The following is a 26,706-nucleotide window of genomic DNA, read 5'->3' on the forward strand; positions in this document are numbered from 1 at the left end:
GGCGAACGCCTCGCGCCGGCCGGGATCGACGTACAGCTGGCCGGCGATGTCGGTCAGGTTCTCGACCAGCTCGGCCACCGAGCCGTAGCCGTAGATCCGCGCCAGCGAGGGATTCACCCGCAGATAGCGGCCGTCGATGGTGGTCTGGTAGATGCCCTCGACAGCGTTCTCGAAGATGCTGCGGTACTGGGCCTCGGTGTCTGCACTCATGGAGCCGTCCCCACTTGCCGTCACAGGCAATCCCTTTGCAATCAGCATGCTGATCTCACGGACGACTCACTCCACCCTTGACGCCGTTCCAGGCACGGCAAGCGTCCGGCAGATCAAGAACCGTGCCATGAGGGCGCGCGGCACGGGCGCTGGCCGTCCGTCCGTCAAAGGCCGGGCCTGCGGACACCGCACACGCGGATAACCACACGGAAATTACGTGTTCCCCCGGCCGGCGACGCCGAAACATTCGGCATTGTGAGCAGCAAACAGCCACGGCGCCGGCACGCCCGGCTGCGGGCGCGGTCCCTGCTACGTGTTCACGACGCTGCGGAGCCAACCCCGGAACGCCTGGAGCGGGGGGTAGGATTCGCGTTTGCTCGGCCACGCCAGGTAATAGTGCCCCGCGCTTTCCACCGGACGGTCGAAGACCTCCACCAGATCCCCGCGCGCCAGTTCGGCCCCGATCAGGAATTTCGGCAGGAGCGCCACCCCCAGTCCGGCCGCCGCCGCCTGCGCGGCGGTGGCGAACTGATCGATCAGCATGCCGCGCACCCCATGCGCCGGCACGGCCATCGCCTCGAACCAGCACTCCCACGCGTCGGGCCGGGACACCAGGTGCAGGAGGGGAGCGTCCAGCAGATCCCCCGGGGTCGCGAACCGATGCCGGGCGAGCAACTCCGGGCCGCACGCGGGGACCACCATCTCGCCCATGAGCCGGTCGAGTTCCGCGCCGGGCCATTCCGGCGCACCGAAATGGATGGCGGCATCCAGCTGGTCCAGCTGGAAGTCGAAGGGGGCCAGCCGGGTGGTCAGATTCACCGTGATCCCCGGGTGCTCCGCCAGGAAGCCGGGCAGCCTGGGCGCCAGCCAGCGCGTGCCGAACGTCGGCAGGATCGCGAGGTTGAGGGTGCCGCCGCGGGGATTGGCGCGGAAGTTCAAGGTCGCCGCCGCGACGTGCTGCAAGGCCTCGCGCACCTGCCGGGCGTAGGTCTCGCCCGCGAAGGTCAGGCGCACGGTCTGCCGTTCGCGCAGGAACAGCTCGGCCCCGAGGACCTCCTCGAGCGCCCGGATCTGGCGGCTGACGGCGCTCTGCGTCAGGTTCAGCTCGGCCGCCGCCGCCGTGAAGCTCTGGTGGCGCGCCGCCGCCTCGAACGCGGCCAGCAGCGACATCGACGGCAGGAACCGGCGTACGATCGCCATGGCACGCCTCCTCCGCATCCGGCACATCATTCCAAGCAGTCATGACATTACAACCCAATGTCGTTTGAATCAACGACAGCGGCCGGCGAACATGATGCCACTTGCTCATGACATAAGCGCGTTCGAACCGGAGTGCCGCCGCATGCAGAACGATCCCCGGACACACGGATTGTGGGAGCGCTCCGCTCCGCCGGCTCCGCGCACGGCACCGCTCGACGGCGACGCGGCCGTGGACGTCGCGGTCGTCGGCGCCGGCTTCACCGGGTTGTCGGCGGCGCTGCATCTGGCGGAAGCCGGTGCGTCGGTCGCGGTGCTGGAGGGCGTCGAGATCGGCTACGGTGGCTCCGGCCGCAACGTGGGCCTCGTCAACGCCGGCCTGTGGATCATGCCGGACAAGCTTCCCCGACTGCTCGGCGCCACCCACGGACCGCGGCTCCTCGACCTGCTGGGCGACGCGCCGAGCGCCGTCTTCGACCTCGTCGAACGGTACGGGATCGACTGCGAGGCGGTGCGGCGCGGAACGCTGCACTGCGCGGTCGGGCGCGGCGGGCTCGACGAACTCCGGGAACGCGCGCGCCAGTGGCAGGCGCGCGGCGCGCCGGTCCATCTGCTCGGCGGTGAGGAGACGGCCCGCCGAACCGGCACGACCGCGTACGCAGGCTCCCTCCTCGACGAACGCGCCGGCACCATCCAGCCGCTGGCCTACGCCCGTGGGCTGGCCTCCGCGGCCATCGCCGCCGGGGCGGCGGTCCACACGGCCAGCCCGGTGGTGGCGGTCAGCGACGAAGGGACGGCGTGGCGGCTGCGGACGCCGGGGGGCGCGGTGCGCGCGCCGTGGGTGATCGTGGCGACCAACGCCTACACCAGCGCGGTCTGGCCGGAGGTGCGGAGCGAACTGGTCCACCTGCCGTACTTCAACCTCGCGACACGGCCACTCGGGGAGGATCTCGCGCGCTCCATCCTGCCGGAACGGCAGGGGGCGTGGGACACCCGCGAGGTCCTCAGTTCCTTTCGCTTCGACGGGCAGGGCCGTCTCGTGTTCGGCAGCGTCGGCGCGCTGCGCGGGCCGGGCCGCGCAATCCACCACGACTGGGGCCGGCGTGCCCTGGCGAAGCTGTTCCCACAGCTCCGCGGCGTCGCGTTCGAGACCGAGTGGTACGGCCAGATCGGCATGACGGCGGATCATGCACCGCGCTTCCACCGCCTCGGCCGGCAGGTCGTCTCGTTCAGCGGCTACAACGGACGCGGCATCGCGCCGGGGACGGTGTTCGGGCGGTGCCTCGCCCGGCTGGTGCTGGGCTCCCTTCCGGAAAGCGAACTTCCGCTGTCCGTGAGCGATCCGGTGCCCGCGCGGCACCGCGCCGCGAAGGAACTCTATTACGAGGCTGGCGCGCAGTTGGCCCATCTGGCCGGCGCCCGCTTCTGACCAGCCTGCTTCTGACCCGCCCGCGTCAGGCGTGTGCGCTGCGCTCCAGCTCCCAGAACAGCCAGTTCTGGAAGCTACGGATCTTCGGCAGCTCGGCGCGGGACTTCAGCAGGTTGCAGGTGTAGCCCTGCACCCGCAGCCCCTCCAGCCCGAAGGGCGCCACGAGCCGGCCGGTGTCCAACTCGCGCTCCACCAGCAGCAGGCTTTCCAGACACACACCCAGACCGTCCACGGCCGCGCTGATCGCCATGAAGGAGCGGTCGAAGCGCGGCCCGCGCGTGATGTCCAGCGGGACCTTGCGGTGCTGGCGCATCCAGTCGCGCCAACCCACCAGGCAGATCTCGCTGTGGATCAGCGTGTGGTGCCGCAGATCCTCCGGCGCGCGGATCGGGTGCGGTCCCCCGGCCAGCGCCGGCGAGCACAGCGGCACGATGGTCTCGGTGGGGAAGGGCAGCACCATGGTGCCGGCCGGCTGCAGCTTCGTGCCGTAGCGGATGTCCAGGTCCACGGCGGCCGTCGTCAGGTCGGCCGGCGTCGCCGAGGCGTTGAGGTGCACGTCGATGTCCGGGTTCAGCGAACTGAACCGCGCCAGCCGCGGCATCAGCCACTGGGTGGCGAAGCTGGGCGTGCAATGGATGGTCAGCATGTCGCTCTTCTCGGTGCGGCCGATGTTGCGCGTCGCCGTGTCGATGCGGGCGAAGGCGGCGGTGATCTCCTCGGCGTAGCGGCGCCCGGCGTCGGTCAGCACCACCGCACGGTGCACGCGGTGGAACAGCCGCACCCCGACCTGATCCTCCAGCAGCTTGATCTGATGGCTGACCGCCGAGGGCGTCACCAGCAGCTCGTCCGCTGCAAGTGCGAAGGAGGACAGCCGCGCGGCCGCTTCGAACGCCTGGACGGCCTTGAGGGAAACCCTGTTCGGCATTGCAGCATTCACATGAATTGAGTTCAGCTAAGCCGCTTTATTATTCGTTTGAGCGCATCCACGCAACAAAATACGCTTCTCCCATCGCCGGAAGGACGGACGATCCTCCAGCACCACGATTGACGAGGCGGACCAGTCCGCCGCCACCGAACCGTCAGCGCCCCAGGGGAGAAACGCGTGACCACAACCGCCATAGGGCACAACACACATCTGGCCGAGCGGGCCTACCGCATCCGCCGCAACGCCCTGCTCATGGGCGAGGTGCAGGGCCAGGGCTACATCGGCCAGGCGCTGGACATCGCCGACGTCCTGGCCGTCTCCTACTTCCATGCCATGCGCTTCCGCCCGGCCGAGCCGGAGTGGGAGGGCCGCGACCGCTTCATGCTCTCCAACGGCCATTACGCCATCGCGCTCTACGCCGCGCTGATCGAGGCCGGGATCATCCCGCAGGAGGAGCTGGAGACCTACGGCAGCGACGACAGCCGCCTGCCCATGTCGGGCATGGCCAGCTACACGCCGGGCATGGAGATGTCGGGCGGCTCGCTGGGCCTCGGCCTGTCGCTGGCGGTCGGCCGCTGCCTGGGGCTGAAGCGCAAGGGCTCCGACTCCCGGGTCTACACGCTGTTCTCCGACGGCGAGCTGGACGAGGGCTCGGTCTGGGAGGCGATCATGTCCGCCGCCCATTGGAAGCTCGACAACCTCATCGCCATGGTCGACGTCAACAACCAGCAGGCCGACGGCCCCTCCACCCAGGTGATGGCCTTCGAGCCGCTGGTGGAGAAGCTGGAGGCGTTCGGCTGGCACGTGCAGCGCGTCAACGGCAACGACCTCGATGCGGTGGTCGCCGCCTTCGACGCCGCCAAGGCCTGCACCGAGCCCAAGCCGCGGATGATCGTCTGCGACACCCGGATGGGCTGCGGCGTCCCGTTCCTGGAGGCCCGCGAAAAGAACCACTTCATCCGCGTGGACGCGCACGAATGGCGGCTCGCCCTCGACGCGCTGGACGCCGGGAGGACCTGATGAAATCCGCCACCACCGCCCTGAAGACCGGGGACAAGCCGCGCCTCAAGACCTCGGCGATGATCGCGTCGATCGCCGGCGAGGGGCAGCGCACCAAGCCCGCCCCCTTCGGCCACGCCCTGGTCGAACTGGCGCACACCCGGCCGGAGATCGTCGGCATGACCGCCGATCTGGCCAAGTACACCGACCTGCACATCTTCGCCCAGGCCTTCCCCGACCGCTTCTACCAGATGGGCATGGCCGAGCAACTGCTGATGGGGGCCGCCAGCGGCATGGCGCAGGAGGGCATGATGCCCTTCGTCACCACCTACGCCGTGTTCGCCTCGCGCCGCGCCTACGACTTCATCCACCAGGCCATCGCCGAGGAGAACCGCAACGTCAAGATCGCCTGCGCGCTTCCCGGCCTCACCTCGGGCTACGGGCCGAGCCACCAGGCGGCGGAGGATCTGGCGCTGTTCCGCGCCATGCCGAACCTGACGGTGATCGACCCCTGCGACGCGCTCGACATCGAGCAGGCGGTGCCGGCCATGGCCGCGCACAACGGCCCGGTCTACATGCGCCTGCTGCGCGGCCAAGTGCCGCTGGTACTGGACGAGTACGACTACACGTTCGAGCTGGGCAAGGCGAAGCTGCTGCGCGACGGCGCCGACGTACTGGTGATCTCGTCGGGCATCATGACCATGCGGGCGCTGGAAGTCGCCACCTTGCTGGCCGCCGACCGCGTCGACGTCGGCGTGCTGCACGTGCCCACCATCAAGCCGCTGGACACCGCCACCATCCTGCGCGAGGCCGGCCGCTCCGGCCGTCTGGTGGTGGTGGCCGAGAACCACACGGTGATCGGCGGCCTCGGCGAGGCGGTGGGCGCCGCCCTGCTGCGCGCCGGTGTGACCCCGCCGTTTCGCCAGATCGGCCTACCCGACGAATTCCTCGACGCCGGCGCGCTGCCCACGCTGCACGACCGCTACGGCATCTCGGCCAACGCCATGGCCGCCACCCTCAAGGGCTGGCTCCGCTGAGCCGCTCGTCCGACACAAGGAATCCCCCCATGGCACACTCTCTTCTGCTCGACGGCAAGGTCGCCGTCATCTCCGGCGCGGCGTCGCTGCGCGGCATCGGCATGGCGACCGCCAAGCTTTTCGCTGAGCACGGCGCCCGGATCGCCGTCCTCGACCTCGACGAGAAGGCGGCGGCCGAGGCGGCGGCGCTGATCGGCCCGGCGCACCGCGGCTACGCCTGCAACGTCACCGACAAGGCCTCGTGCCAGAGCGCGGTGGAACGCGTGGCGGCCGACCTCGGCGGCATCGACGTGCTGATCAACAACGCCGGCATCACCCAGCCGGTGAAGACGCTGGACATCGACCCGGCGAGCTGGGACCGCATCCTCGACGTCAACCTGCGCGGCGTGCTGTACCTGTCGCAGGTGGTCATCCCGTATCTGCAAAAGCGCGGCGGCGGCGCCATCGCCTGCATGTCGTCGGTCTCGGCGCAGCGCGGCGGCGGCATCCTCGGCGGCCCGCACTATTCGGCGGCCAAGGCCGGCGTGCTCGGCCTCGCCAAGGCGATGGCGCGCGAGTTCGGCGGCGACGGCATCCGCGTCAACTGCGTGACGCCGGGCCTGATCCAGACGGACATCAACGCCGGCAAGATCAGCGACGACAAGCGCAAGGAGATCCTGGCCGGCATCCCGCTCAACCGCCTGGGCAATCCGAAGGACGTGGCCGGCGCCTTCCTGTTCCTGGCATCGGATCTGTCGTCCTACATCACCGGCGCGGTCATCGACGTCAACGGCGGCATGCTGATCCACGGCTGACCGCCGGCCGCCAAAAAAGGGGAGGAAGGAACCATGTCGAACGCCGTGAACGGTGCACCGCGCAGCATTGGCTTCATCGGCCTCGGGTCGATGGGGCTGCCCATGGCGAAGAACCTGCTGGCCCGCGGCTTCGCGGTGCGGGGCTTCGACCTGCGGGCCAGCGCCGGCGAGGCCCTGGCCGAGGCCGGTGGCATCGCCACCGCCAGCGTGGCGGAGGCCGCACGCGGCGCCGACGTGCTCATCCTCATGGTCGTCAACGCCGAGCAGGCGGACTCCGTCCTGTTCGGCCAGGGCGGCCTGGAAGCGCTGCCGCAGGGCGGCGCCATCGTCCTCATGTCCACCTGCCCGCCGACCGCCGTCGAGGCGCTGGCGCAGCGCGTGGAGGCGGCCGGGCGGCGCTTCGTCGACGCCCCGGTCTCCGGCGGCGTGGTCGGCGCGGTGGCTGCCTCGCTCACCATCATGGCCGCGGCGCCCGCGGCGGTGCTGGCGGCGGTGCGGCCGGTGCTCGACGCCATGGGCGGCAAGGTCGTCCACGCTGGCGAACGCCCCGGCCAGGGCGCCATGGTCAAGACGGTCAACCAGCTCTTGTGCGGCGTGCACATCGCGGTGGCTGCAGAGGCCCTGTCGCTGGCCGGCAAGGTCGGCATCGACCCCGCGGTCCTGCTCGACGTGCTGGGCGGCTCGGCGGCGTCGAGCTGGATGCTGAAGGACCGCGGCCCGCGCATGGTGGTGGACGACCCGCCGGTCACCAGCGCGGTGGACATCTTCGTCAAGGACCTCGGCATCGTGCTGGAGGCCGGGCGCGACACCAAGGCGGCGCTGCCGCTGGCCGCGGTGGCGCATCAGCTGTTCCTCGCCGCCTCCGGCCGCGGCGACGGGGCGGCGGACGACAGCCAGGTCATCCGCTCCTACCACGCACTCAACGGCCAGCGCTGATCTTCAATCGACAACGTGCCCGCACCGGTGCGGGCGAACACCACGACAACTCGGGAGGAAATCATGTCCAACAGCACCACCAAGCGTCCGGGCATCACGCGCCGCTCGCTGCTCGCCTCGGGCGCCGCCGTGGCGGCCGCCGTGCCGCTGTGCGGGATCATCACGCGCCCGGCCTCGGCCGCCGAGTTCTCGTACAAGCTCGCCACCGGCCAGGACCCGACGCACCCCGTCAACACCCGCGCCAAGGAAGCGCTGGACCGCATCCGCGAGGCCACCAACGGCCGCCTGGACATCGCGCTGTTCCCGGCCAACCAGCTGGGCTCCGACACCGACCTGCTCTCGCAAGTGCGCAGCGGCGGCGTGGAGTTCTTCAACCTGTCGGCCTCAATCCTCGCCACGCTCAGCCCGGTGGCCGGCATCGTCAACACCGGCTTCGCCTTCCCCGACTACGACGCGGTGTGGAAGGCGGTGGACGGCGACCTCGGCACCTACATGCGGGCGCAGATCGCCAAGGTCGGCCTCGTCACCCCGTCGCGCATGTGGGACAACGGCTTCCGCCACGTCTCCTCCTCGACGCGCGAGATCCGCACGCCCGACGACATCAAGGGCTTCAAGATCCGCGTCCCGCCGGCCCCGATGCTGACCTCGCTGTTCAAGGCGCTGGACGCCGGCCCGGCGCCCATCAACTTCAACGAGCTGTACTCGGCCCTGCAGACCAGGGTGGTCGAGGGGCAGGAGAACCCGTTGGCGATCATCGCCACCGCCAAGCTCTACGAGGTGCAGAAGAGCATCAGCCTGACCGGCCACGTCTGGGACGGCTACTGGATCCTCGGCAACCGCCGCGCCTGGGAGCGCCTGCCAGCCGACCTGCGCGCCGTCGTCGAACGCGAGTTCGACCGCTCCGCCTTCGAACAGCGCGCCGACATCGCGCGGCTCAGCGAGTCCCTCAAGAAGGACCTGACGGACAAGGGCATCACCTTCATCCAGGCGGACTCCGAGGCCTTCCGCGCCAAGCTCGCCAAGACCAGCTTCTACGGCGACTGGAAGGCCAAGTACGGCGAGGAGGCGTGGAGCCTGCTCGAGAAGTCCGCCGGCCGGCTGGCGTAAGTCCCATGGCCACGACGCAGCACTCGCACGCGGTGCTCGGCGGCTCTGCCGCCCTGCCGCCGCGCCGCTGGGTCGCCGTCCTCGACGGCGCCCTGGGTCCCCTGGTGGAGATCCCCGCAGCCCTCCTGGTGGTGGCGGAAATCCTCGTCCTGCTGGCCGGGGTGGTCAGCCGCTACCTGCTGCACCAGCCCATCGTGTGGTCGGACGAGCTGGCTTCCATCCTCTTCCTCTGGCTGGCGATGCTGGGTGCGGCCGTGGCCTTCCGCCGGGGCGAGCACATGCGCATGACCGCCGTGGTCGGCATGTGCCCGCCGCCGGTGCGCGCCTTCCTCGATCTGGTCGCCATCGCCGCCCCGCTCGCCTTCCTGCTGATGGTCGTCGGCCCGGCCCTGGAGTTCGCCGAGGAGGAGATGTTCATCACCACCCCGGCGCTGGACCTGCCCAACGCGTGGCGGGCGGCGGCGCTGCCGGTCGGCTCGGCGCTGATGCTGGCGATGGCGGGGTTGCGGCTGCTCAAGGCCGCCGACTGGCGCCGCACCGTGTGGGCGCTGGCGCTCGTCGCGGTCATCGCCGGCGGCATGATGGCGCTGGAGCCGGTGTTCCGCGGCCTGGGCAACTACAACCTGCTGATCTTCTTCGTCGGGCTGGTCGCGGTGGCGGTGCTGGCCGGCGTGCCCATCGCCTTCGCCTTCGGGCTGGCAACCTTCGGCTATCTGGCGCTGACCACCCACACGCCGCTGCTGGTCGTGGTCGGCCGCATGGACGAGGGCATGTCGCACCTGATCCTGCTGTCCGTGCCGCTGTTCGTGTTCCTCGGCCTGCTCATCGAGATGACCGGCATGGCCGCGGCCATGGTGTCCTTCCTGGCGAGCCTGCTGGGCCATGTGCGCGGCGGCCTGTCCTACGTGCTGGTCGGCGCCATGTACCTGGTCTCCGGCATCTCCGGCTCGAAGGCCGCGGACATGGCGGCGGTCGCCCCCGTGCTGTTCCCGGAGATGAAGAACCGCGGCGCCAAGCCGGGCGACCTCGTGGCGCTGCTCTCCGCCACCGGCGCGCAGACCGAGACCATCCCGCCCAGCCTCGTGCTGATCACGCTGGGCTCGGTGACGGGCGTGTCGATCTCCGCGCTGTTCACCGGCGGCATGCTGCCGGGCGTGGTGCTGGCGATCACGCTGTGCGCCGTCGTCTGGTGGCGCTACCGCGGCGAGGACCTGTCCGGCGTGCGCCGCGCCGGGGCCGGCGAGATCGGCCGCAAGTTCCTGATCGCCCTGCCGGCGCTGGCGCTGCCCTTCGTCATCCGCGCCGCGGTGGTCGAAGGTGTCGCCACCGCCACCGAGGTGTCCACCATCGGCATCATCTATTCGGTCCTCGCCGGGCTGCTGATCTACCGCCGCTTCGACTGGGCGCGGCTGGGGCCGATGCTGGTGGACACCGCGTCGCTGTCCGGAGCGATCCTGCTGATCATCGGCGCCGCCACCAGCATGGCCTGGGCGCTGACGCAGTCCGGCTTCTCCGGCCAGCTGGCGGCGGTGATGGCCGGCCTGCCGGGCGGTGCGGTGATGTTCATGGCGGTGTCCATCGTCGCCTTCATCGTGCTGGGCAGCGTGCTGGAGGGCATCCCCGCCATCGTGCTGTTCGGGCCGCTGCTGTTCCCGATCGCTCGGCAAATGGGCATCCACGACGTGCACTATGCGATGGTGGTCATCCTCTCCATGGGCGTCGGCCTGTTTGCGCCGCCCTTCGGCGTCGGCTACTACGCAGCCTGCGCGATCAGCCGCATTCACCCGGACGAGGGCATGAAGCCCATCGTCGGCTACATCCTGGCGCTGATCGCCGGCCTGATCGTGGTCGCCGCCGTGCCCTGGATCTCCACCGGCTTCCTCTGAGCTTTTTGCAAATCCCTGAACACCAACGACGCTCCCGCCCCCGTGGCGGGAGCGAACGGGAGACCTCCGCCATGACCACCGTCGATCCCCGGCCGATGGCCGACGCGATCCGGTTCCTGTCCGTCGATGCCATTGAGCGCGCCACCGAGGGCCACCAAGGCGTGCCGCTCGGCATGGCCGAGATCGCCACCGCGCTCTACACCCGCCACCTGAAATTCGACGCCGCCGAGCCCACCTGGCCCGACCGCGACCGCGTGGTGCTGTCGAACGGCCACGGCTCGATGCTGCTCTATGCGCTGCTCCACCTGACCGGCAACCCGAAGATCACGCTGGACGAGATCAGGAGCTTCCGCGAGCTGGGCTCGTACTGTGCCGGCCATCCCGAGTACGACCCGGAGGCCGGCATCGAGGCGACCACCGGCCCGCTCGGCCAGGGCATCGCCAACGCGCTGGGCATGGCGGTGGCCGAGGCGTATCTGAACGCCAAGTTCGGTCCCGAGGTCGTCGACCACCGCACCTGGGCGTTCGTCGGCGACGGCTGCCTGCAGGAGGGCGTCGGGCAGGAGGCGATCGCGCTGGCCGGGCACCTGCGGCTCGGCAAGCTGACCTTCTTCTGGGACGACAACCGCATCACCGACGACGGCAGCACCGAGCTGTCGATCAGCGAGGGCGTGGCCGACCGCTTCCGCGTCGCCGGCTGGCACGTGCAGGAGGTGGACGGGCACGACATCGAGGCGGTCTCCGCCGCCATCACGCTGGCTAAGGCCGATCCGCGCCCGTCGCTGATCGCCTGCCGCACCGTCATCGCCCGCGGCATCCCGCGCCTGGAGGGCCGGCGCGGCGGCCACAGCGCGCGCCTGTTCAAGGAGGACACCGACGCCATGCGCGCCCGCCTCGGCTGGCCGCACGCGCCGTTCGTGGTGCCGGACGATGTGCTGTCCGCGTGGCGCGCCGCCGGTGTACGCGGCCGGGCGGAGCGCCGGGAATGGCAGGCCCGCGTCGCGGCGCTGCCGGCCGCGGAGCGCGCCCTGTTCGAGCGCATCCAGGACGGCCGCCTGCCAGAGGGCTGGCGCGACGGGCTGCTCGCCTTCCGGAAACGTGCGGCGGAGGAGGGGCTGGCGCAGCCGGCGATCCAAAGCTCCGGCGACGTCGCCGCTCTGCTCGGCACGGTGCTGCCGGAGATCGTGGTGGGCTGCGCCGACCTGGAGGCGCCGACCAACCACAAGCGCGACCTCGCCGCCTTCACCGCCACGAACCCGTCCGGCGCCTACGTCCATTGCGGCGTGCGCGAGCACGTCATGGGCTCGCTCGCCAACGGCATGGCGGCGCACGGCGGGGTGATCCCGCTGGCGGTCACCTACCTCGCCTTCTCCGACTACGAGCGGCCGGCCATGCGCATGGCGGCGCTGATGGGGCTGCCGGTCAAGTTCGTGTTCAGCCACGATTCCATCGGCATCGGCAAGAACGGTCCGACGCACCAGCCGGTGGAGATCCTCGCCTCGCTGCGCGCCATGCCCAACATGCTGGTGCTGCGCCCGGCCGACGCGGTGGAGGCCGCCGAGTCCTGGGAGATCGCCATGGAGCACCGCGCCGGCCCGTCCACCCTGGCCTTCGCCCGCCAGGCCCTGCCGCCGGTGCGCCGCGTCCACGAGGCGGAGAACCGCACCCGCCGCGGCGCCTATGTGCTGGCGGAAGGGGAGGGCGGGCGTCGCCTCGTGACGCTGCTCGCCACCGGCTCCGAGGTCGCTGTCGCGCTGGAGGCGCGGGCGCGCCTGCAGGCGGAGGGCATCGCCACCGCCGTCGTCTCCATGCCCTGCTGGGAGCTGTTCGAGGAGCAGGACGAGGAGTACCGGCTCTCCGTGCTCGGCCCCGGCACCGTGCGGGTCGGCGTCGAGGCGGCGATGCGCTTCGGCTGGGACCGTTGGCTGGGCGAGCGCGGCGGCTTCGTCGGCATGACCGGCTTCGGCGCCTCCGGCCCGGCCGACGCGCTGTACGAGCGCTTCGGCATCACGCCCGAGCGCGTGGCCGCCGAAGCCAAGCGCCGCCTGTGACCGCTCCATCCTGATCCCAAGGGCATCGTCATGCACAAGATCGTCTTCCTCGACCGGGCGACCATCGCCCCGCAGATCCGCCTGCGCCGGCCCGGCTTCGCGCACGAGCTGATCGAGCACGGCCAGACGCGGCCGGAACAGGTGGTGGAGCGCCTGTCCGATGCCTCCATCGCCATCGTCAACAAGGTGCGGCTGTCGGCCGAGGTGCTGGAGCGCCTGCCGGATCTGCGCCTGATCGCCGTGGCGGCCACCGGCACCGACTGCGTGGACAAGGAGTATTGCCGGCGGCGCGGCATCGCGGTCAGCAACATCCGCGGCTACGCCGTCAACACGGTGCCGGAGCACACCTTCGCGCTGATTCTGGCGCTTCGCCGCAGCATCGTGGCGTACCGCCAGGACGTGCTGGCCGGGGAGTGGCAGAAGGCCGGGCAGTTCTGCTTCTTCAACCACCCGATCCACGACCTTCAGGGCGCCCGCCTGGGCATCATCGGCGAGGGCGTGCTGGGCCAGCGCGTGGCCGAACTGGCGCGCGCCTTCGGCATGGTGCCGCTGTTCGCCGCCCACAAGGGCAGGAGTGGCCTCGGCCCCCCCTACACGCCCTGGGACGAAGTGCTGGCGACCAGCGACGTGATCACGCTGCACAGCCCGCTCACGCCCGAAACCCGCGGCATGATCGGCCTGAGCGAGTTCCGCCGCATGGCGAAGAGGCCGCTGATCGTCAACACCGCGCGCGGCGGGCTGGTGGTCGAGGAGGATCTGGTGACGGCGCTCGACGAAGGGCTGATCTCCGGCGCCGGCTTCGACGTGACGGAGGCGGAGCCGCCGGCGCCCGACAGCCCGCTGATGCGGATCGCCGGCCGCCCCAACGTGATCGTCACGCCGCACGTCGCCTGGGCTTCGGATGAGGCGCAGCAGGCGCTGGCCGATCAGCTCATCGGCAACATCGAGAACTTCGTGTCCGGTGCGCCGAGCAACCTCGTGCACGGCGCCTACTGAACGCAGGGACCAGCCAATGACCATCCGCCCCGGAATCGGCTGGGGCGGATGGTCACCTGTTATGGTTTGAATCCACTCGGAGCGCGCCTGATATCGCATAAGGTTTCTTATGGAAATCATAGACTGCTTCGGAACCGTTGCGCTTCTGGCCGCTGAAGCGATAAGCCGCTATGAGCCAGCTCAGGTGGGCGCTCCCCCTTCACAAGAAGGCAAGCGCCTCCCAAAAGAAAGCGCTCAGGACGTTACGCTCACCGCGGCTGATCGGGCTAACCCGTCAAGTCGTGCGGTCCGCCATTTCGATCCCTTCCGCCAAGCGGGGGCTATGCTATCGTGAATACAGAGCTGAAGCCGTTCTCGCTTTAAAGGACTGGGTGCGAAGAGCCGGCTGACACGGGGTCACCATTGCCATGCAATGGTGACCTTCTCGCGCCTGTTCGGACAGGCCCGCCGTCCGGCACCTGACGTCCTCTCCCAACGCCGTCCGGCACCGCCGGGGCGCTGTCCTTCGAAAGTCGGCGGCTTCCACGTCAACATCGCAAGCCCAGATCGTCGTTTGTGATGGAGGGCCGGATGGCGAAGGCCATTCACACCATGATCCGAGTTCTCGATGAAGATCGCTCGCGGCACTTCTACGCCCATGCCTTCGGCTTGGAGAGGGCGGATCGCTTCACCTTCCCCGATTTCACCCTGATCTACCTGCGGAACGCGGAGAGCGACTTCGAACTGGAGTTGACCGTCAATCATGGACGGACCGAGCCCTACTCCCACGGTGACGGCTATGGACACTTGGCGATGGTCGTCGACGATCTCGATGGCGAGCAGCGGCGCTTGAGCGCCCTCGGTTTCGAACCGACGCCCGTCAAGGAGTTCATGCGCGATGGCGCCCTGATGGCTCGCTTCTTCTTCGTCAAGGATCCGGACGGCTACAAGATCGAGGTGTTGCAGATTCACGGCCGCTATCGTTGAGCGGCGTCCGGTTCCCGGCGGCACGGCACCAAATACGAACAAAGACTTCGGGAGGAATGACGCATGCGAACCATTGACAAGCGCTCCCGGCTCAGCCGGCGGAGCTTTCTCAAGACTTCCGCAGCCACGGCGGCCGGCGTTGGCGCCGTATCCGGGGGTATGGTCGTCTTCCACGCTCACGACGCCTGGGCGCAGTCCATGACGGCGATCACGCCCGAAGCGGCACAGGTGCTGCTGGTCATGACGCGGGACGTCTACCCCCACGACCGCCTCGCCGACAGCCATTATGCGCGGGCCGTCGAGACGATCGACGCCGGGGCGGCCAAGGACCCGAAGGTCGCCACGCTGATCAACGGCGGCGTGCTCCAACTGAACGGGATGGCCACCAAGAAGTATGACAAAAGCTACCGTGATCTGGCGAGCGAAACCGATCGCGTCGCCCTGCTGAAAGCCATCGAGACCACTCCCTTCTTCCAGAAGATTCGCGGCGACATGGTGACTGCACTCTACAACCAGCCCGAGGTATGGGTGAAGCTGGGCTACGAGGGGCCGTCGGCGGACAAGGGCGGCTACCTCCATCGCGGCTTCAACGACCTGGACTGGATCAAGGATGCCTGAACACAGGGAGGACGCACCATGCCTGCGACATTCGGTCTGGACGACGATCGCGTTGTGGTGGTGATCGGTTCGGGTGCCGGCGGCGGCACGCTGTCGAACGAACTGGCCCAGAAAGGGGCGAAGGTGGTCTGCCTGGAAGCCGGCGGGCGCCATGAGATCGCCGATTTCGTCAACGACGAGTGGCAGAGCTTCACGAACATTTCGTGGCTCGACAAGCGCACGACCTCGGGCGGTTGGCGCGTGTCGAAGGACTTCCCCAACCTGCCGGCCTGGATCGTCAAGGCGGTCGGCGGTTCGACGGTCCACTGGGCGGGGGCATCGTTGCGGTTTCAGGAGCACGAGTTCAAGGCGCGCAGCACCTATGGCGACATGGAGGGCGCCACCCTGCTCGACTGGCCGATCACGCTCGCCGAACTGGCGCCCTACTACGCCAAGGCGGAAGACAGGATGGGCACGACCGGCGCCAACGGCATTCCGCGGCTGCCGGGCAACAACAACTACAAGGTCTTCGCCGCCGGCGCCAAACGCGTCGGCTACCGCGACGTCCACACCGGCAACATGTCGATCAACAGCGAGCCGCGCGATGGCCGGGCCTCCTGCCAGCAGATCGGCTTCTGCTTCCAGGGCTGCAAGTCCGGAGCCAAGTGGTCGACGCTCTACTCCGAGCTTCCGAAAGGTGAAGCGACGGGCAATCTGGAGGTCCGGCCGAACAGCCAGGCGCTGAAGATCGAGCACGACGCCAAGGGGCGGGTCAACGCCGTCCTTTATGCCGACAAGACCGGTGTGCTCCACAGGCAGCGGGCGCGGGCCGTCTGCGTCGCCGGAAACTCCATCGAGAGTCCGCGCCTGCTGTTGAACTCCGCGTCGGCCCTGTTTCCGGACGGGCTGGCGAACTCCTCCGGCCAGGTGGGCAAGAACTACATGCGGCACATGACCGGCTCGGTCTACGCCATCTTTGAAAAGCCGGTGCACATGTACCGCGGCACCACGATGGCCGGCATCATCAAGGACGAGTCGCGCCACGATCCGTCACGCGGCTTTGCCGGCGGCTACGAGATGGAGACGCTGTCCCTCGGCGTGCCGTTCCTGGCGGCCTTTCTTGATCCCGGGGCGTGGGGCCGTGATTTCACCTCGGTGCTGGACGCCTATGACCACATGGCAGGGATGTGGCTGGTCGGCGAGGACATGCCACGTCCGGAGAACCGCGTCAGCCTGCATCCGACGGAAAAGGATGCGCATGGCCTGCCCATCCCCAACGTTCATTTCGACGATCATCCGAACGACGCGGCCATGCGCACCCATGCCTACCGGCAGGGGGCGGCGGTGTACGAGGCGGTGGGAGCCAAACGGGTGGTGCGGACGCCGCCCTACCCGTCGACGCACAATCTCGGCACCAACCGGATGAGCGCCGCTCCGCGCGACGGAGTCGTGAACAAGTGGGGACAGACCCACGACGTGAAGAACCTGTTCATCTCGGACGGCAGCCAATTCACCACCGGCGGCGCGGAGAATCCGACGCTCACCATTGTCGCGCTGGCGATCCGGCAAGCCGAATACATCGCCGATCAGTTGTCGAAGAACGAGATATAGCCGGCGTCTTCCAAACGCCCTACGGGTGGATGCGCCACCCGCAGGGCGCTTGACTGGGTGTTTTGCGCGATTTTTCTCTCGATCTAGTCCGATGGCTGCGGGCGGCCACGGCCGATCGCGCCGTCCGCCCGGGCCTGCAGATACGCGAAGATCGCATCGACATGGTTGGCCACATTGGGATCGTCGGCAAAACCGCGCATCACCGAACGGCCGTTGACGCGCCCCGCCAAGGTCGCGTCGCGGAAAGCCTCGGGCGCCAAGGGCGGGTCCACGAGCGACGGGGCGAACGCCCCTCCGAGGCCGTCCGGCCCGTGGCAATGGCTGCAAACGGCGTGGTAACGCCGATAGCCGTCGTAGGTCCGGCGATCCACCCGGCCGTCGGCGATCGAATAGGCCTTGGCATCGGGTCGGTTGTCCGTCGGCTCCGCCCCGGCCCCCGACGCGAGGAGAAGCACCAGGGTCGAAAGCCATCCGCCGATCACCCGTCCTCCTGCACCGATCGCCGTCATCGGCCGATCCTCCCTGCCCGAGACTCCCACCATGGGGAAGTCCACGCGCCGCTCAGTTCATCAGATCGTGCTCGGCCTTTTCGACGACGACGCGGTCGCCGAGCCGGGCGATCTCAAGCGCGAGCGGGGCCTCGTCCAACCCCCGCGGCACCGTGACCACGGACCGCTGGCCAGGCAGCAGGGTGGCCGCGAAGCGGATCGGCAGGGTGTCGCTCCCCGGTGCCGCGGTCACCACCACCCGATAGCCGTTCACTTCCGTGGTGTAGTAGGTCACCACCGACACGCCGCCCAGGTCGGCACTGTGGGCGTGCCGCGGCGCGATTTCCCCGGCCATGACGGTCGCCGGTGCCCCCGCGATGACGGCCAGCATTCCGATCCCGGTGATGATACGCCCGATGCACGATGTCCTGCTGCTGGTACGCATGGTGGAACCCTCTCCTTGGTCGCGTTCTGAGGCCGACGCCATCGACCGCCTCATGACCGGCACCTCGCGCCGGACCTGGAGGGCATTCTCGGCCCTTCCTGTTTCTGTCGGATGTCGCGGGAGCGGGATTATTGATTCAGTTGTTTCAGCGCCAGCTTGCTTTCGACCTGCCGTGCCACGTCCTGCAGGTCGTACGGCTTCTCGATGACGGACGCGCCCGTGTCCGCCAGGAACTGCATCAGGTCGGACGACAGGCTGTCTCCGGTGATGAAGAGGATGCGCTCCGTCAACTCCGGGCGGCGGGCCGCCAGTTCCCGATACAGCGTGGCGCCGTCCATTTCCGGCATCCGCAGATCACTGATGATGAGGTCGGTGGGCTGGCCGGCGAGCCAGTCGAGCGCGGCACGGCCGTTCGAAACCACGGTGGCCTCGTGTCCCGCGTGCGCCAGCATCTCGGCCAGCAGTTCGCCGACGTCGGGCTCGTCGTCCACCACGAGGATCCGCGCCGTGCGCCCGGGCGGCGCCAGAGCCTGCGTCACGGCGATGGGTTGGATCGCCGCATCCGACAGGGGCAGGCGCACGATGAAGGTGGCGCCTTGGCCGGGACGGCTGTCGACCTCGACGCCTCCGCCGTGGCCTTCGACGATGCCGTGGCAGACGGAGAGGCCGATGCCCGTACCAAGGCCCAACGGCTTGGTCGTGAAGAAGGGATCGAAGATCCTCATGACGATGTCGGGCGGGATGCCCGGTCCATTGTCGGCGATCTCGACCCGGATGTCGCCGCCGTCGACACGCGCCGCGACCCGCAGGCGGCGCGGCGGCGGATGCCCTTGCATCGCCTGCTGCGCGTTGACGATCAGGTTCATGAAGACCTGATGCAACTGGTCGGCGTTGCCGAAGACCTGGGGAAGAGCGGGCTCGATCGCGCGGACCACCTCGATGCCGCTGGTCCGCAAGCCGTAGGCCAGGATCTCGAGCACGCCGTCGATGACGGCGTCCAGCCGGACGGGACCGCGCTCCTGCGGCTTCTTGCGGGCCATGGAGAGGAAGGTCCGGACGATCCGGGCGCAGCGCTCGGCGGCAGCCTTGATCTTGCCCGCGCGCGCCCGGCTCGCGGCGTCGGGCGCCAGTTCCTGGAGCATCGTCGCATGCCCGACGACGACCGAGAGCGGGTTGTTCAGCTCATGCGCGACGCCGGCCAGCAGCGAGCCCAGCGCCGCCAGCTTCTCGCTTTGATGCAGCCTCTCCCGCTGCTGCGCGATCTCCGCCTCGGTCCGTTTGCGGTCGGCGATGTCGGTCACCGCGGTCATGATCGCGGCCTCGCCCTTGTAGACCAAGGTGCGGGAGGACAGCAGCGCCCAGAACGGCTGCCCGTCGGCGCGGCGGAGTTCAGCCTCGAAGGCATCGGTCCGGCCGACGCGGCCCACAAGCGCCAGCAGCCGATCCCGGTCGTCCGGCTGCCGGTAGCACGCCCGGATCGCCTCGGTGCCGGAACCGGCGCGAAGGCCAAACGTCTCGGTGGCGCGGGCGTTGGCGAACAGGATCACGGGCTCGTCCATGCGCGCGATCATCACCGGCAGCGGCACGCCCTCGGCGATGCTGCGGAAGCGATCCTCGCTGTCCTTCAGGGTCTGTTCCGCCAGGACCCGCTCCGTGATGTCGCTCCCGGTGCCGCGGTATCCCGCGAAGCGGCCATCGGCGCTGAAGACCGGCTTGCCGTGGATGCGGCAGAATCGCCGCCGGCCGGCGCGGTCATGGTACGGGAACACGAAGTCGCGGAACGGTTGCCGCGCATCGAGCGTGGCCAAGTGCGCCGTCCAGTTCGCGTCGTCGCCATCGTCGGGCAGCCGCATGTCCATCCGCGTCCTGCCGAGAACATCCCGGGGCTCCTCGCCGGACAGTTCGGTCATCTGTTCCGACACAAAGGTCAGGCGATGATCCGGCCCGGTTTCCCAGACCCAGTCGGACGCCGCTTCGACGATGTCGCGGAAGCGCTGCTCGCTCGCCCGCGCCTCCGTCTCGGCGAGGCGGGCGGCGGCGGTGAGACGTTGCGTGCCGCGGATCTCACGGATGAGGAGCAGGGTCAGGACACCGCCACTCACCACGAGGGCCACGAAGTGGGCGAACACCTCCAGCATGGCCGAGCGCCGCTCCTCGCTGCGGGAGGCGAGTCGGTCCAGTTCCGACTGCATGGTCCAGACCGCGGCCTCGTGCAGGCGCGGCACCAGAGGCGCCAAGCGCCGTTCGACCTCGGCGACGTCCGTCGCGGCGGCCGGGTTCAACCGGGAGAGCAGCGGGTCGAGATCGGCGAGCGCCGCCGCGGCGTCCTCGACGGTCCGCCGCGCGCCGTCAACGGTGTCCAGGCGCGCCGCCAGCTCGCCCTCGCGCAACAGCGCCACGCGGCTCCACAGCAGATCGAACCGGCGGGCGAGCTCCCCTTCCGCGGCGGTCTTCCCGGCCCGGTCCAGCGCCGCCAGGAAGCGCATCAGTTCGAGTTCGCTTTGCGACACGGCCCAGGTGACGTTCTCGCCGAAGTCCTTGGCGATGTCCTGCTCGATCCTGTGCAGACGCGCACCGGCGATGCCGAGACTGGCCACGAACAGGACAACGCCTGCCAGCAATGCGGCGTAGGTGCCGACTTTGCGCACGCCGCTCATTGAACGTCGAGCCGGGAAAGCTGCCAGACCCAGCGCGCATTGACCGTCTCCGTCTGCAGCTCCGGGAACGCGTCGCGTGGATAGACGATCCAGATCGGTCCCTTGTCGCGGATCGAGAGATCGCGCCCGTTCTGGCGCAGCGCCAGCAGAACCGGGTACATCCGGGCATCGCTGACGGGGATCTTCACCTTGTAGTCGTTGAGCGCGGTGGCGATCAGCGTTTCGCCGCGGGGGCCCACCGCCTCCATCACCGCCAGCAGGGGGATGCCTTCGAACTCGACGACGCCCTGCGTCCAGGAGGTCGAGGTGCGCAGCTTCGCCCAGCCGAGGGCCGTGAGCATCGAACGGTCGAAGACGGCGCGACCATGGTCGTTGGTGCGCTCGATGGCCCCGGCGACGATCAGGATGGCCTCCCCCGTCGGGGCCGCCAGATCACCGGCCTGCCCGGTATCCGCCATCGGCAGGAGAAAGACCAGACCGAGGAAACACGCGGCCGCCCTGCGCATGAGCGCCCCCGGCAACGGCATTCGTCACGGTTCTGGCACTATAGGAGGCGCACCGCGGTGGAGAAAGGGCGCATTCGGACAATGCTGGCGGCGCTCACGCTTCGGGATTGGAGACGAACATGTAGCCACCGTTGCGCACGGTCTTGATCACCTGCGGCTTGGCCGGGTCGACCTCGATCTTGCGCCGAATGCGCGTGACACGGACATCGATGCTGCGGTCGAAGGGCTCCGGGCCTCGCTTGTGCGCCAGGTCGAGCAGCTGGTCCCGCGTGAGGACCCGATTGGGATGCGTCGCGAAGGCGTGGAGCAGGTCGAACTCCATGGCGGTCAGCGGCACCACGGTGCCGTCGCGGCGAAGTAGCCGGCGCATGCCGAGGTCGAGAACAAAGGTCCCGAACCGGACCCGCCCGCCGTCCGCGGTCCCCTTGCCCGGCCCGGCCGGAACCGTCGCGGCCGGCCGCGCAGCGCGGCGCCGACGCAGGACGCTCTTGATCCGCGCCAGCAGTTCGCGCAAGTCGCACGGCTTCCCGATATAGTCGTCCGCACCCATCTCGAGGCCGATGACCCGATCGACCGCCTCGTCGACCGCGGTGACCATGATGATCCCGGCGTCCGTCGACGCGCGCAACGCACGGGCCAAGCTCAAGCCATCCTCGCCCGGCATTCTGAGATCGAGCAGGACGAGATCGACCGGCACGCTGTCGATGACCCGGCGCATGATCTCGCCCGAGCCCGCCTCGCTGACCCGGAAGCCGTGCCGGCGCAGATACTCGGCGAACATCTCACGGATCTCCGCCTCGTCGTCGACGACCAGGATGTGCGCCTCCTCGCTCATCGCCCGGCGCCTCGGAATCAGCCATTCCCCGAAACACCGGCCAGTCTACGTCGCCCGCTGCAATGACCGCAACGCCAGCGTCACCCTGACGTATTCGGAAGACCCGAGTATCCGGCCCGATAATACCTTATCGCGTTCCCCTGATCTCTCGGCTTCGCAGCGCGGCACCACTCCAACAGGCATCGGGACATGGATGACCGTGCTTGTCTCAGGCTCCGCTCAGAGGTCGGGCGGCTATGCGACGCCGACGACGGTGTTTCCCGGGACTTTGCCGCCCTCGACGGCCTCATGGGCGGCGGCGATCCCGTCCAGCGGGAAACGCGCTCCCACGGTGTGCATAAGCCGGCCGGCCTCCAGCAGCGCGGTTATGCCTTCCAATCCGGCTCGGCGGTCATCGGGAAGCAGGTCGTAGACGAGGAAAAAGCGCAGGGTCAGGCTCTTGAAGAGCAGTTCCCGGAAAGGCACGGGAATGTCACCCTGCTCGTTGGAGCCGTAAACGACAACCGTGCCATGTGGCGCCAGGACGCCGGCCGCCAACAGCCGGGAGGTGGACGAAAAATCCATGTCAACGATACCATCCACTCCCCGCCCGCCGGTCAGTTCCTTAATGCGCTCCGCAACCTTTTCCGTCTTGTAGTCGATGGTTTCGCTCGCCCCGGCGGTCCGAGCATGCGCCGCCTTCTCGGACGATCCAACGGTGCCTATCACCAAGGCCCCGCGTTGGGCCGCCATCTGCGTCACATAGTGGCCAACGGAGGAAGACGCACCGATCATCAAGATGGTCTGCCCTGCCGTCGGCGCGAGGAGACGCACCGCCTGGAACGCCGTCAAGGCCGGAATGCCGAGACAAGCTCCGGCGTCAAAGTCGATGCCGTCCGGCAATCGCACGGCCTGAGCCGAGGGCAACGCAACGAACTCCGCCGCCGTGCCGAACGGGCGCCCCCATTGGGCATTCCAGGTCCAGACACGCTCTCCGATCCGTGCTTTGGGAACATCGCTCCCGACCGCGTCAATAACCCCGGCGCCGTCGCTGTGCGGGATCACATGGCTGCCCACGAGTGGCCGCGCACGACGGCTCTTGACATCGGACGGATTGACACCGGACGCGTGCAGCCGCACGCGCACCTCTCCCGCCCCAGGGTCCGGCGTCGGCCGTTCGCCGACGATGAGCACATCACGCGCTTCCCCGTTCCTTTCGTACCAAGCCGCTCGCATCGCGTCCCCCATCGGTAGGGCAAGACTCCCAGTGATATGGGGCACGGCGCGGACGATTGCCGCCGAATCTCCCCTTCTGCCACACCGCTATGGGGTGCCGTCTGTGCATCGGCGGCCACGTTGGGCGCCGATCGACGGGCCGCACCGTCGAGGTTCGGCATGCCTGAAGGCCGGACTTGCGCGCCGGTCAATATCGAGGCTTACTCGGCGGGAGCCTGCCCCGCGCATGCCGTCCCCCCTGATGTAGCAAGGAAGAACCCGGCCGCGCTGGCGGACACGAGCGCGCCGAACAGGGCCGAGACGCCGAGCACCGCCTGGAAGCCGCCCCACCCGTGCAGCAGGGCGATGAGCGGCACCGCGAGCCCGCTCGTCGTGAAGCCGAGGAAGTAGCGCACGCTGAACGCCTTGGCGCGCAGCCGGGGCGGCACGTAGCGCGCCACCATCGCGTCGTTGACCACCACCTGCCCGTAGATCGCCGCCATGGCGAGGACCAGACCGACGAGGAGTGGGAAGCCGGTGGACGCCGCCGCGAGCCCGAGCCCGACCGGTTGGAGCAGCGCCAGGCCCGCGAAGACCACCGGTAGGGCGAAGCGGTCGACCAGCCGGCCCATCAGCAGCTGGGTCAGCGCGCCGAACACGAAGACGAGGGTGGCCAGCGAGCCCGTGAGTACGAGCGGCAGTGCCATCCCCAGCCGCTCATCCAACACCTTCGGCAGGGCGATCGTGGTGACGTTGAACGTCATGCCGCCGGCGACAATCGCGACGGCGAAGATCGCCAGCAGCCGGAGCGGGTTGGCCACCGGGATGGTCGGCGCTCCATCCTTGGCCCTGCCGTGCCCCTCCCCGTCCGCCGGGACCAGCGCCAGGAAGGCGGCACCCGCCGCGAGGCACACCAGACCCGGCACGGCGAAGGCCACCCGCCAACCGAGCCACGCCGCGGTCAGCGCGGTGACGCCCGAGGCGAGGCCCGCCCCGAGATTGCCCCACACCCCGTTCCAGCCCAGGTCGCGCCCGAGGCGGCGGGCGTGGCTCACCAGCATGGCCGAGCCGATCGGGTGGTAGATCGCCGAGAACAGGCCCAGCACGAGCAGCCATCCCGCGATGACCACCGGCGCGGAGGCGGCCGCGAGGCCCAGGAGCGAAAGGCCGCAGCCGCCGAAGAAGGCCGCCAGCAGAGTGCGCCGTCCCCAGCGCTCCGCGAGCCAGCCCATGGGCAGGGAGAACAGGCCGAAGGCAACGAACGTGCCCGTCGAAAGGCCGATCAGCGCCGCGTAGGTCAGGCCGAGTTCGGGCGCCATCGCCAGCACGGCCGTGGGGTAGATCAGGAGCACGAAGTGATCGAGCGCGTGGGCGATGTTCACGAACAGGATCGTGCGGCGGGACAGGACGTCGGGGGCCATGGCTTCCTTCCGGCGACGGGGGCCAGGACTCCCGTATAGCTTGACCCGTTCGCGGCGTAGGGCCAATCTTGGCAGCGTTCGGGCCAAACTGCGGACGGCTGCCATGCGCTCGACCCTCGCCGACGACTACCAGGACGTACCCCGCCTCGTCGCGGTGATGGCGAAGGACTTTCCGCCCGGCGCCGCGACGGGCCGGCACACCCATCCCCGCGCCCAGCTCCTGTACGCGACGGCCGGGTTGATGGTCGCGACCACCGAGGGCGGGACATGGGCGGTACCGACCGGTCACGCCCTCCTGATCCCGCCCGGCGTGATGCACGACGTCGCCATGCACGGCGCGGTGTCGATGCGCACGGCCTACCTTGCCCCGGAGGCGCTCACCGCCGCGCCGCCCGCCTGCCGGGTTCTCCGCGTTTCGCCGCTGCTGGACGCCACCCTCGTCGCGCTCGCCGGTGAGCCGACCCTCTACGACTTGGCTGGAAGGGGTGGACACTTGGCGGCGCTGGTGCTGGACGAGATCGCCCGTGCCCCCGACACGCCGTTCGCGCTGCCCCTGCCACGGGACCCGCGCCTGCGGCGGCTCTGCCGCGCGCTGATCGACGATCCCGGCCTGGACGGCGGCATCGACGCCTGGGCGGAGGACGTGGGCATGAGCCGGCGGACGCTGACCCGCCGGTTCCGAACGGAGACAGGCCTGAGCTTTGGCGCGTGGCGCCGCCGCGTCCGCCTGCTCGCGGCACTGACCCGGCAAGCCCAGGGGGGCGCCCTGCACGAAGTGACCGCCGCGGTCGGCTACAGCAGCCCCCGTGCCTTCCGCGCCATGGTGCAGCGGACCATGAGGGCCACCACGCCAAGCTCCTGAGCTGTGGACACGCCAGCCTGCCCAGGATCCATGGTCCCGGATTTGGCGTCCCCTCTTTCACCACAGCCTCAGTAGCACTGCTTAGCTGAACGCCTGAACAGCAGCATTGTACCATGTGCGGATATGCCGGTCGGCCCGAGACGTCGCATCACGCTGCACGGTGGCGAGGAACCAAGATGTCAGTCCGTCCCAGTTCGGATCCGCTTGCGCCGGGCGGAGCGCCCAGCCGAGTTCCGACAGTAGAAAGTGTCCTGCATCCGCGACGACCTTCCCGGCAGGTGATCGCGTGCTATGCTCGCCCGCGTGCGCGAGGCGGAGGGGTGACGAGATGTTGGGACGAATCTTGGCGGTGCGCGATCAGATCCGCCCCTCGGAACGCAAGCTGGCCGACCATGTGCTGGCCCAACCGGGCGAGGTCATCACCCTGTCCATCGCGGAAATGGCCCAGCGGGTCGGCGTCAGCGAGCCCACGGTCGCCCGCTTTTGCGCGGCACTGGGGTGCAGCGGATTCCGGGAGTTCAAGATCAAGCTGGCGCAGGACATCGCCGCCGGCATGCCATTCATCGACCAGGACGTCCTCCCCGGGGATCAGGCGGCGGGCATCGCCGGCAAGGTTTTCGACCGGACCATCGCCACGCTGATGCAGGTGCGCAACAACCTCTCGGCCGACGCCGTCGAGCGTGCGGCCGATGTCCTGTCCAAGGCCCGCCGGATCGAGTTCTACGGCTCGGGCAATTCGGGAACCATCGCCGAGGACATCCAGCGCAAGTTCTTCCGCCTCGGCGTGCCCACCGTGGCCTACAGCGACGCCCACGTCTACTTCGTCTCGGCCCTGTCGCTGGGGCCGGAGGACGCGGTCGTCGTGGTGTCGAACTCCGGGCGCACGCGCGACGTGCTGGACAGCGTGCAGAACGCGCTGTCGGTGGGGGCCGCGGTCGTGGCCATCACGCGCGCGGATTCGCCGCTGACCCGGCTCGCCACCGTCAGTCTGCTGGCCGACGTCGACGAGGAGTTCGACATCTACTCCCCCCTGACATCGCGCATCAGCCATCTGGTCCTGGGCGACATCCTCTCCATCGCCGTGGCGATGCGCAAAGGGGATGCCCTGCGCGAGCGGCTCGCGCGCAGCAACCAGATGCTGCAACGGGGATCGAGCCCCGACTGGCCCGCCGGCTGAGTCGTCCTGTAGCCTAACTACATCACGCGACCCGATCCCCAGCACCAGCGTGCCGCCCGGCCGGCGGAAGAGACAGTTTGCCGCACCTCTTTAGAGCAAAAACGGCCGATAGCCACCCCGAACGTCCTTGTGCAGCACCGTCGCGCCCAGTAATGTAGTTTTACTACATGACGGCGCCATTGAGCGCCTCACCGATGCCGGACCAGAGAAGGTGGCATCGGCCCCTGGCGCTCCCGCCTCTGATCGACGAGCGCCTTCAACGGAAAGTGGACCCAAGCCATGCCCGTCACGTCGCTTGCCGAACTGCACGCCCTCGTCGCCCGTGTGAAGGAGGCGCAGCGCGCCTACGCCGAGTTCCCGCAGGAGACGGTCGATCTGAT

Annotated in this window: 24 protein-coding genes; 14 read left to right on the forward strand and 10 right to left on the reverse strand. The window is 69.1% G+C overall.

The window, feature by feature from the left end; genetic code table 11:
• Both TSO221_RS22925 and TSO221_RS22930 read right to left on the reverse strand, forming a co-directional pair.
• A partial coding sequence (locus tag TSO221_RS22925; protein WP_146208884.1) for a PAS domain S-box protein occupies positions 1-210 on the reverse strand: 210 nt, incomplete at its 3' end.
• Positions 211-519: 309 nt separating this feature from the next.
• Positions 520-1,410 (reverse strand): LysR family transcriptional regulator, encoded by an 891-nt coding sequence (locus TSO221_RS22930; RefSeq protein ID WP_109120847.1) that lies wholly within the window; start codon positions 1,408-1,410, stop codon positions 520-522.
• Positions 1,411-1,552: 142 nt separating this feature from the next.
• Between TSO221_RS22930 and TSO221_RS22935 the strand changes: the two genes are divergently transcribed.
• Positions 1,553-2,836 carry an FAD-binding oxidoreductase gene (locus TSO221_RS22935; protein WP_109120848.1) on the forward strand — a complete coding sequence of 428 codons (1,284 nt, stop codon included), beginning with the start codon at positions 1,553-1,555 and terminating at the stop codon, positions 2,834-2,836.
• Between the two features lie 25 nt (positions 2,837-2,861).
• On the opposite strand, the gene gcvA is transcribed toward TSO221_RS22935, so the two are convergent.
• Entirely contained in the window at positions 2,862-3,761 is a 900-nt protein-coding gene (gcvA, locus tag TSO221_RS22940) for a transcriptional regulator GcvA (RefSeq protein WP_199229586.1), read from the reverse strand.
• 177 nt (positions 3,762-3,938) lie between these two features.
• On the opposite strand from gcvA, the gene TSO221_RS22945 reads away from it, so the two are divergent.
• The 11 genes from TSO221_RS22945 to TSO221_RS22995 all read left to right on the forward strand — a co-directional run bounded on the left by TSO221_RS22945 (position 3,939) and on the right by TSO221_RS22995 (position 16,741).
• On the forward strand, positions 3,939-4,781 hold the full coding sequence (locus tag TSO221_RS22945; RefSeq protein ID WP_247878197.1) for a transketolase: 843 nt from the start codon (positions 3,939-3,941) through the stop codon (positions 4,779-4,781).
• Positions 4,781-5,797 (forward strand): transketolase family protein, encoded by a 1,017-nt coding sequence (locus TSO221_RS22950; protein WP_247878198.1) that lies wholly within the window; start codon positions 4,781-4,783, stop codon positions 5,795-5,797. Before TSO221_RS22945 ends, TSO221_RS22950 begins: the two co-directional genes overlap by 1 nt.
• Positions 5,798-5,826: 29 nt before the next feature.
• Complete coding sequence (locus TSO221_RS22955; RefSeq protein ID WP_109120851.1) at positions 5,827-6,591, forward strand: SDR family NAD(P)-dependent oxidoreductase; 765 nt, start codon at positions 5,827-5,829, stop codon at positions 6,589-6,591.
• Between the two features lie 33 nt (positions 6,592-6,624).
• Complete coding sequence (locus TSO221_RS22960) at positions 6,625-7,527, forward strand: NAD(P)-dependent oxidoreductase (protein WP_109120852.1); 903 nt, start codon at positions 6,625-6,627, stop codon at positions 7,525-7,527.
• A 63-nt stretch (positions 7,528-7,590) separates the two neighbouring features.
• Complete coding sequence (locus TSO221_RS22965; protein ID WP_109120853.1) at positions 7,591-8,634, forward strand: TRAP transporter substrate-binding protein; 1,044 nt, start codon at positions 7,591-7,593, stop codon at positions 8,632-8,634.
• A gap of 5 nt (positions 8,635-8,639) precedes the next feature.
• Complete coding sequence (locus tag TSO221_RS22970) at positions 8,640-10,520, forward strand: TRAP transporter large permease subunit (protein WP_109120854.1); 1,881 nt, start codon at positions 8,640-8,642, stop codon at positions 10,518-10,520.
• 71 nt (positions 10,521-10,591) lie between these two features.
• The gene (tkt, locus tag TSO221_RS22975) at positions 10,592-12,571 is read left to right on the forward strand and encodes a transketolase (RefSeq protein WP_109120855.1); all 1,980 of its coding nucleotides are present in this window, start codon (positions 10,592-10,594) and stop codon (positions 12,569-12,571) included.
• 30 nt (positions 12,572-12,601) lie between these two features.
• Positions 12,602-13,567, forward strand: a complete 966-nt coding sequence (locus tag TSO221_RS22980) for a D-2-hydroxyacid dehydrogenase (protein WP_109120856.1) — start codon at positions 12,602-12,604, stop codon at positions 13,565-13,567.
• Between the two features lie 570 nt (positions 13,568-14,137).
• A complete protein-coding gene (locus TSO221_RS22985) occupies positions 14,138-14,533 on the forward strand; it encodes a VOC family protein (RefSeq protein ID WP_109120857.1) in 396 nt (131 codons plus the stop codon).
• A 63-nt stretch (positions 14,534-14,596) separates the two neighbouring features.
• Positions 14,597-15,151 carry a gluconate 2-dehydrogenase subunit 3 family protein gene (locus TSO221_RS22990; protein ID WP_109120858.1) on the forward strand — a complete coding sequence of 185 codons (555 nt, stop codon included), beginning with the start codon at positions 14,597-14,599 and terminating at the stop codon, positions 15,149-15,151.
• Positions 15,152-15,169: 18 nt separating this feature from the next.
• Positions 15,170-16,741, forward strand: coding sequence for a GMC family oxidoreductase (locus tag TSO221_RS22995; RefSeq protein WP_109120859.1), 1,572 nt, complete (start codon positions 15,170-15,172; stop codon positions 16,739-16,741).
• Positions 16,742-16,824: 83 nt separating this feature from the next.
• Here TSO221_RS22995 and TSO221_RS23000 read toward each other — a convergent pair whose 3' ends face one another.
• The 7 genes from TSO221_RS23000 to TSO221_RS23030 form a co-directional block, all read right to left on the reverse strand.
• Positions 16,825-17,250 (reverse strand): c-type cytochrome, encoded by a 426-nt coding sequence (locus TSO221_RS23000; RefSeq protein ID WP_109120860.1) that lies wholly within the window; start codon positions 17,248-17,250, stop codon positions 16,825-16,827.
• A 52-nt stretch (positions 17,251-17,302) separates the two neighbouring features.
• Entirely contained in the window at positions 17,303-17,674 is a 372-nt protein-coding gene (locus TSO221_RS23005) for a hypothetical protein (protein WP_199229587.1), read from the reverse strand.
• 128 nt (positions 17,675-17,802) lie between these two features.
• Complete coding sequence (locus tag TSO221_RS23010) at positions 17,803-20,331, reverse strand: ATP-binding protein (protein WP_109120862.1); 2,529 nt, start codon at positions 20,329-20,331, stop codon at positions 17,803-17,805.
• A complete protein-coding gene (locus tag TSO221_RS23015; RefSeq protein WP_158284190.1) occupies positions 20,328-20,837 on the reverse strand; it encodes a molybdopterin-dependent oxidoreductase in 510 nt (169 codons plus the stop codon). The genes TSO221_RS23010 and TSO221_RS23015 overlap by 4 nt, the downstream gene beginning before the upstream one ends.
• A 94-nt stretch (positions 20,838-20,931) precedes the next feature.
• Positions 20,932-21,672, reverse strand: coding sequence for a response regulator (locus tag TSO221_RS23020; protein WP_109120864.1), 741 nt, complete (start codon positions 21,670-21,672; stop codon positions 20,932-20,934).
• Positions 21,673-21,906: 234 nt separating this feature from the next.
• Positions 21,907-22,845: an NADPH:quinone reductase gene (locus TSO221_RS23025; protein WP_199229588.1), complete on the reverse strand. Its 939-nt coding sequence runs from the start codon at positions 22,843-22,845 to the stop codon at positions 21,907-21,909.
• 242 nt (positions 22,846-23,087) lie between these two features.
• On the reverse strand, positions 23,088-24,287 hold the full coding sequence (locus tag TSO221_RS23030) for an MFS transporter (protein WP_109120865.1): 1,200 nt from the start codon (positions 24,285-24,287) through the stop codon (positions 23,088-23,090).
• Between the two features lie 103 nt (positions 24,288-24,390).
• On the opposite strand from TSO221_RS23030, the gene TSO221_RS23035 reads away from it, so the two are divergent.
• On the forward strand, positions 24,391-25,149 hold the full coding sequence (locus tag TSO221_RS23035; protein ID WP_109120866.1) for a helix-turn-helix transcriptional regulator: 759 nt from the start codon (positions 24,391-24,393) through the stop codon (positions 25,147-25,149).
• Between the two features lie 328 nt (positions 25,150-25,477).
• Positions 25,478-26,326: a MurR/RpiR family transcriptional regulator gene (locus TSO221_RS23040; RefSeq protein ID WP_109120867.1), complete on the forward strand. Its 849-nt coding sequence runs from the start codon at positions 25,478-25,480 to the stop codon at positions 26,324-26,326.
• Positions 26,327-26,706 lie beyond the last annotated feature (380 nt).

Origin of the sequence: Azospirillum sp. TSO22-1 (genome assembly GCF_003116015.1) — a bacterium.
GTDB lineage: Bacteria > Pseudomonadota > Alphaproteobacteria > Azospirillales > Azospirillaceae > Azospirillum.

Bases quoted from the DNA above. Each gene is read 5' to 3' on its own strand.
- TSO221_RS22930 (WP_109120847.1), bottom strand. From the start codon at position 1,410: ATGGCGATCGTACGCCGGTTCCTGCCGTCGATGTCGCTGCTGGCCGCG.
- TSO221_RS22935 (WP_109120848.1), top strand. From the start codon at position 1,553: ATGCAGAACGATCCCCGGACACACGGATTGTGGGAGCGCTCCGCTCCG.
- gcvA (WP_199229586.1), bottom strand. From the start codon at position 3,761: ATGCCGAACAGGGTTTCCCTCAAGGCCGTCCAGGCGTTCGAAGCGGCC.
- TSO221_RS22950 (WP_247878198.1), top strand. From the start codon at position 4,781: ATGAAATCCGCCACCACCGCCCTGAAGACCGGGGACAAGCCGCGCCTC.
- TSO221_RS22955 (WP_109120851.1), top strand. From the start codon at position 5,827: ATGGCACACTCTCTTCTGCTCGACGGCAAGGTCGCCGTCATCTCCGGC.
- TSO221_RS22960 (WP_109120852.1), top strand. From the start codon at position 6,625: ATGTCGAACGCCGTGAACGGTGCACCGCGCAGCATTGGCTTCATCGGC.
- TSO221_RS22965 (WP_109120853.1), top strand. From the start codon at position 7,591: ATGTCCAACAGCACCACCAAGCGTCCGGGCATCACGCGCCGCTCGCTG.
- TSO221_RS22970 (WP_109120854.1), top strand. From the start codon at position 8,640: ATGGCCACGACGCAGCACTCGCACGCGGTGCTCGGCGGCTCTGCCGCC.
- tkt (WP_109120855.1), top strand. From the start codon at position 10,592: ATGACCACCGTCGATCCCCGGCCGATGGCCGACGCGATCCGGTTCCTG.
- TSO221_RS22980 (WP_109120856.1), top strand. From the start codon at position 12,602: ATGCACAAGATCGTCTTCCTCGACCGGGCGACCATCGCCCCGCAGATC.
- TSO221_RS22985 (WP_109120857.1), top strand. From the start codon at position 14,138: ATGGCGAAGGCCATTCACACCATGATCCGAGTTCTCGATGAAGATCGC.
- TSO221_RS22990 (WP_109120858.1), top strand. From the start codon at position 14,597: ATGCGAACCATTGACAAGCGCTCCCGGCTCAGCCGGCGGAGCTTTCTC.
- TSO221_RS22995 (WP_109120859.1), top strand. From the start codon at position 15,170: ATGCCTGCGACATTCGGTCTGGACGACGATCGCGTTGTGGTGGTGATC.
- TSO221_RS23000 (WP_109120860.1), bottom strand. From the start codon at position 17,250: ATGACGGCGATCGGTGCAGGAGGACGGGTGATCGGCGGATGGCTTTCG.
- TSO221_RS23005 (WP_199229587.1), bottom strand. From the start codon at position 17,674: ATGCGTACCAGCAGCAGGACATCGTGCATCGGGCGTATCATCACCGGG.
- TSO221_RS23010 (WP_109120862.1), bottom strand. From the start codon at position 20,331: ATGAGCGGCGTGCGCAAAGTCGGCACCTACGCCGCATTGCTGGCAGGC.
- TSO221_RS23015 (WP_158284190.1), bottom strand. From the start codon at position 20,837: ATGCGCAGGGCGGCCGCGTGTTTCCTCGGTCTGGTCTTTCTCCTGCCG.
- TSO221_RS23020 (WP_109120864.1), bottom strand. From the start codon at position 21,672: ATGAGCGAGGAGGCGCACATCCTGGTCGTCGACGACGAGGCGGAGATC.
- TSO221_RS23030 (WP_109120865.1), bottom strand. From the start codon at position 24,287: ATGGCCCCCGACGTCCTGTCCCGCCGCACGATCCTGTTCGTGAACATC.
- TSO221_RS23035 (WP_109120866.1), top strand. From the start codon at position 24,391: ATGCGCTCGACCCTCGCCGACGACTACCAGGACGTACCCCGCCTCGTC.
- TSO221_RS23040 (WP_109120867.1), top strand. From the start codon at position 25,478: ATGTTGGGACGAATCTTGGCGGTGCGCGATCAGATCCGCCCCTCGGAA.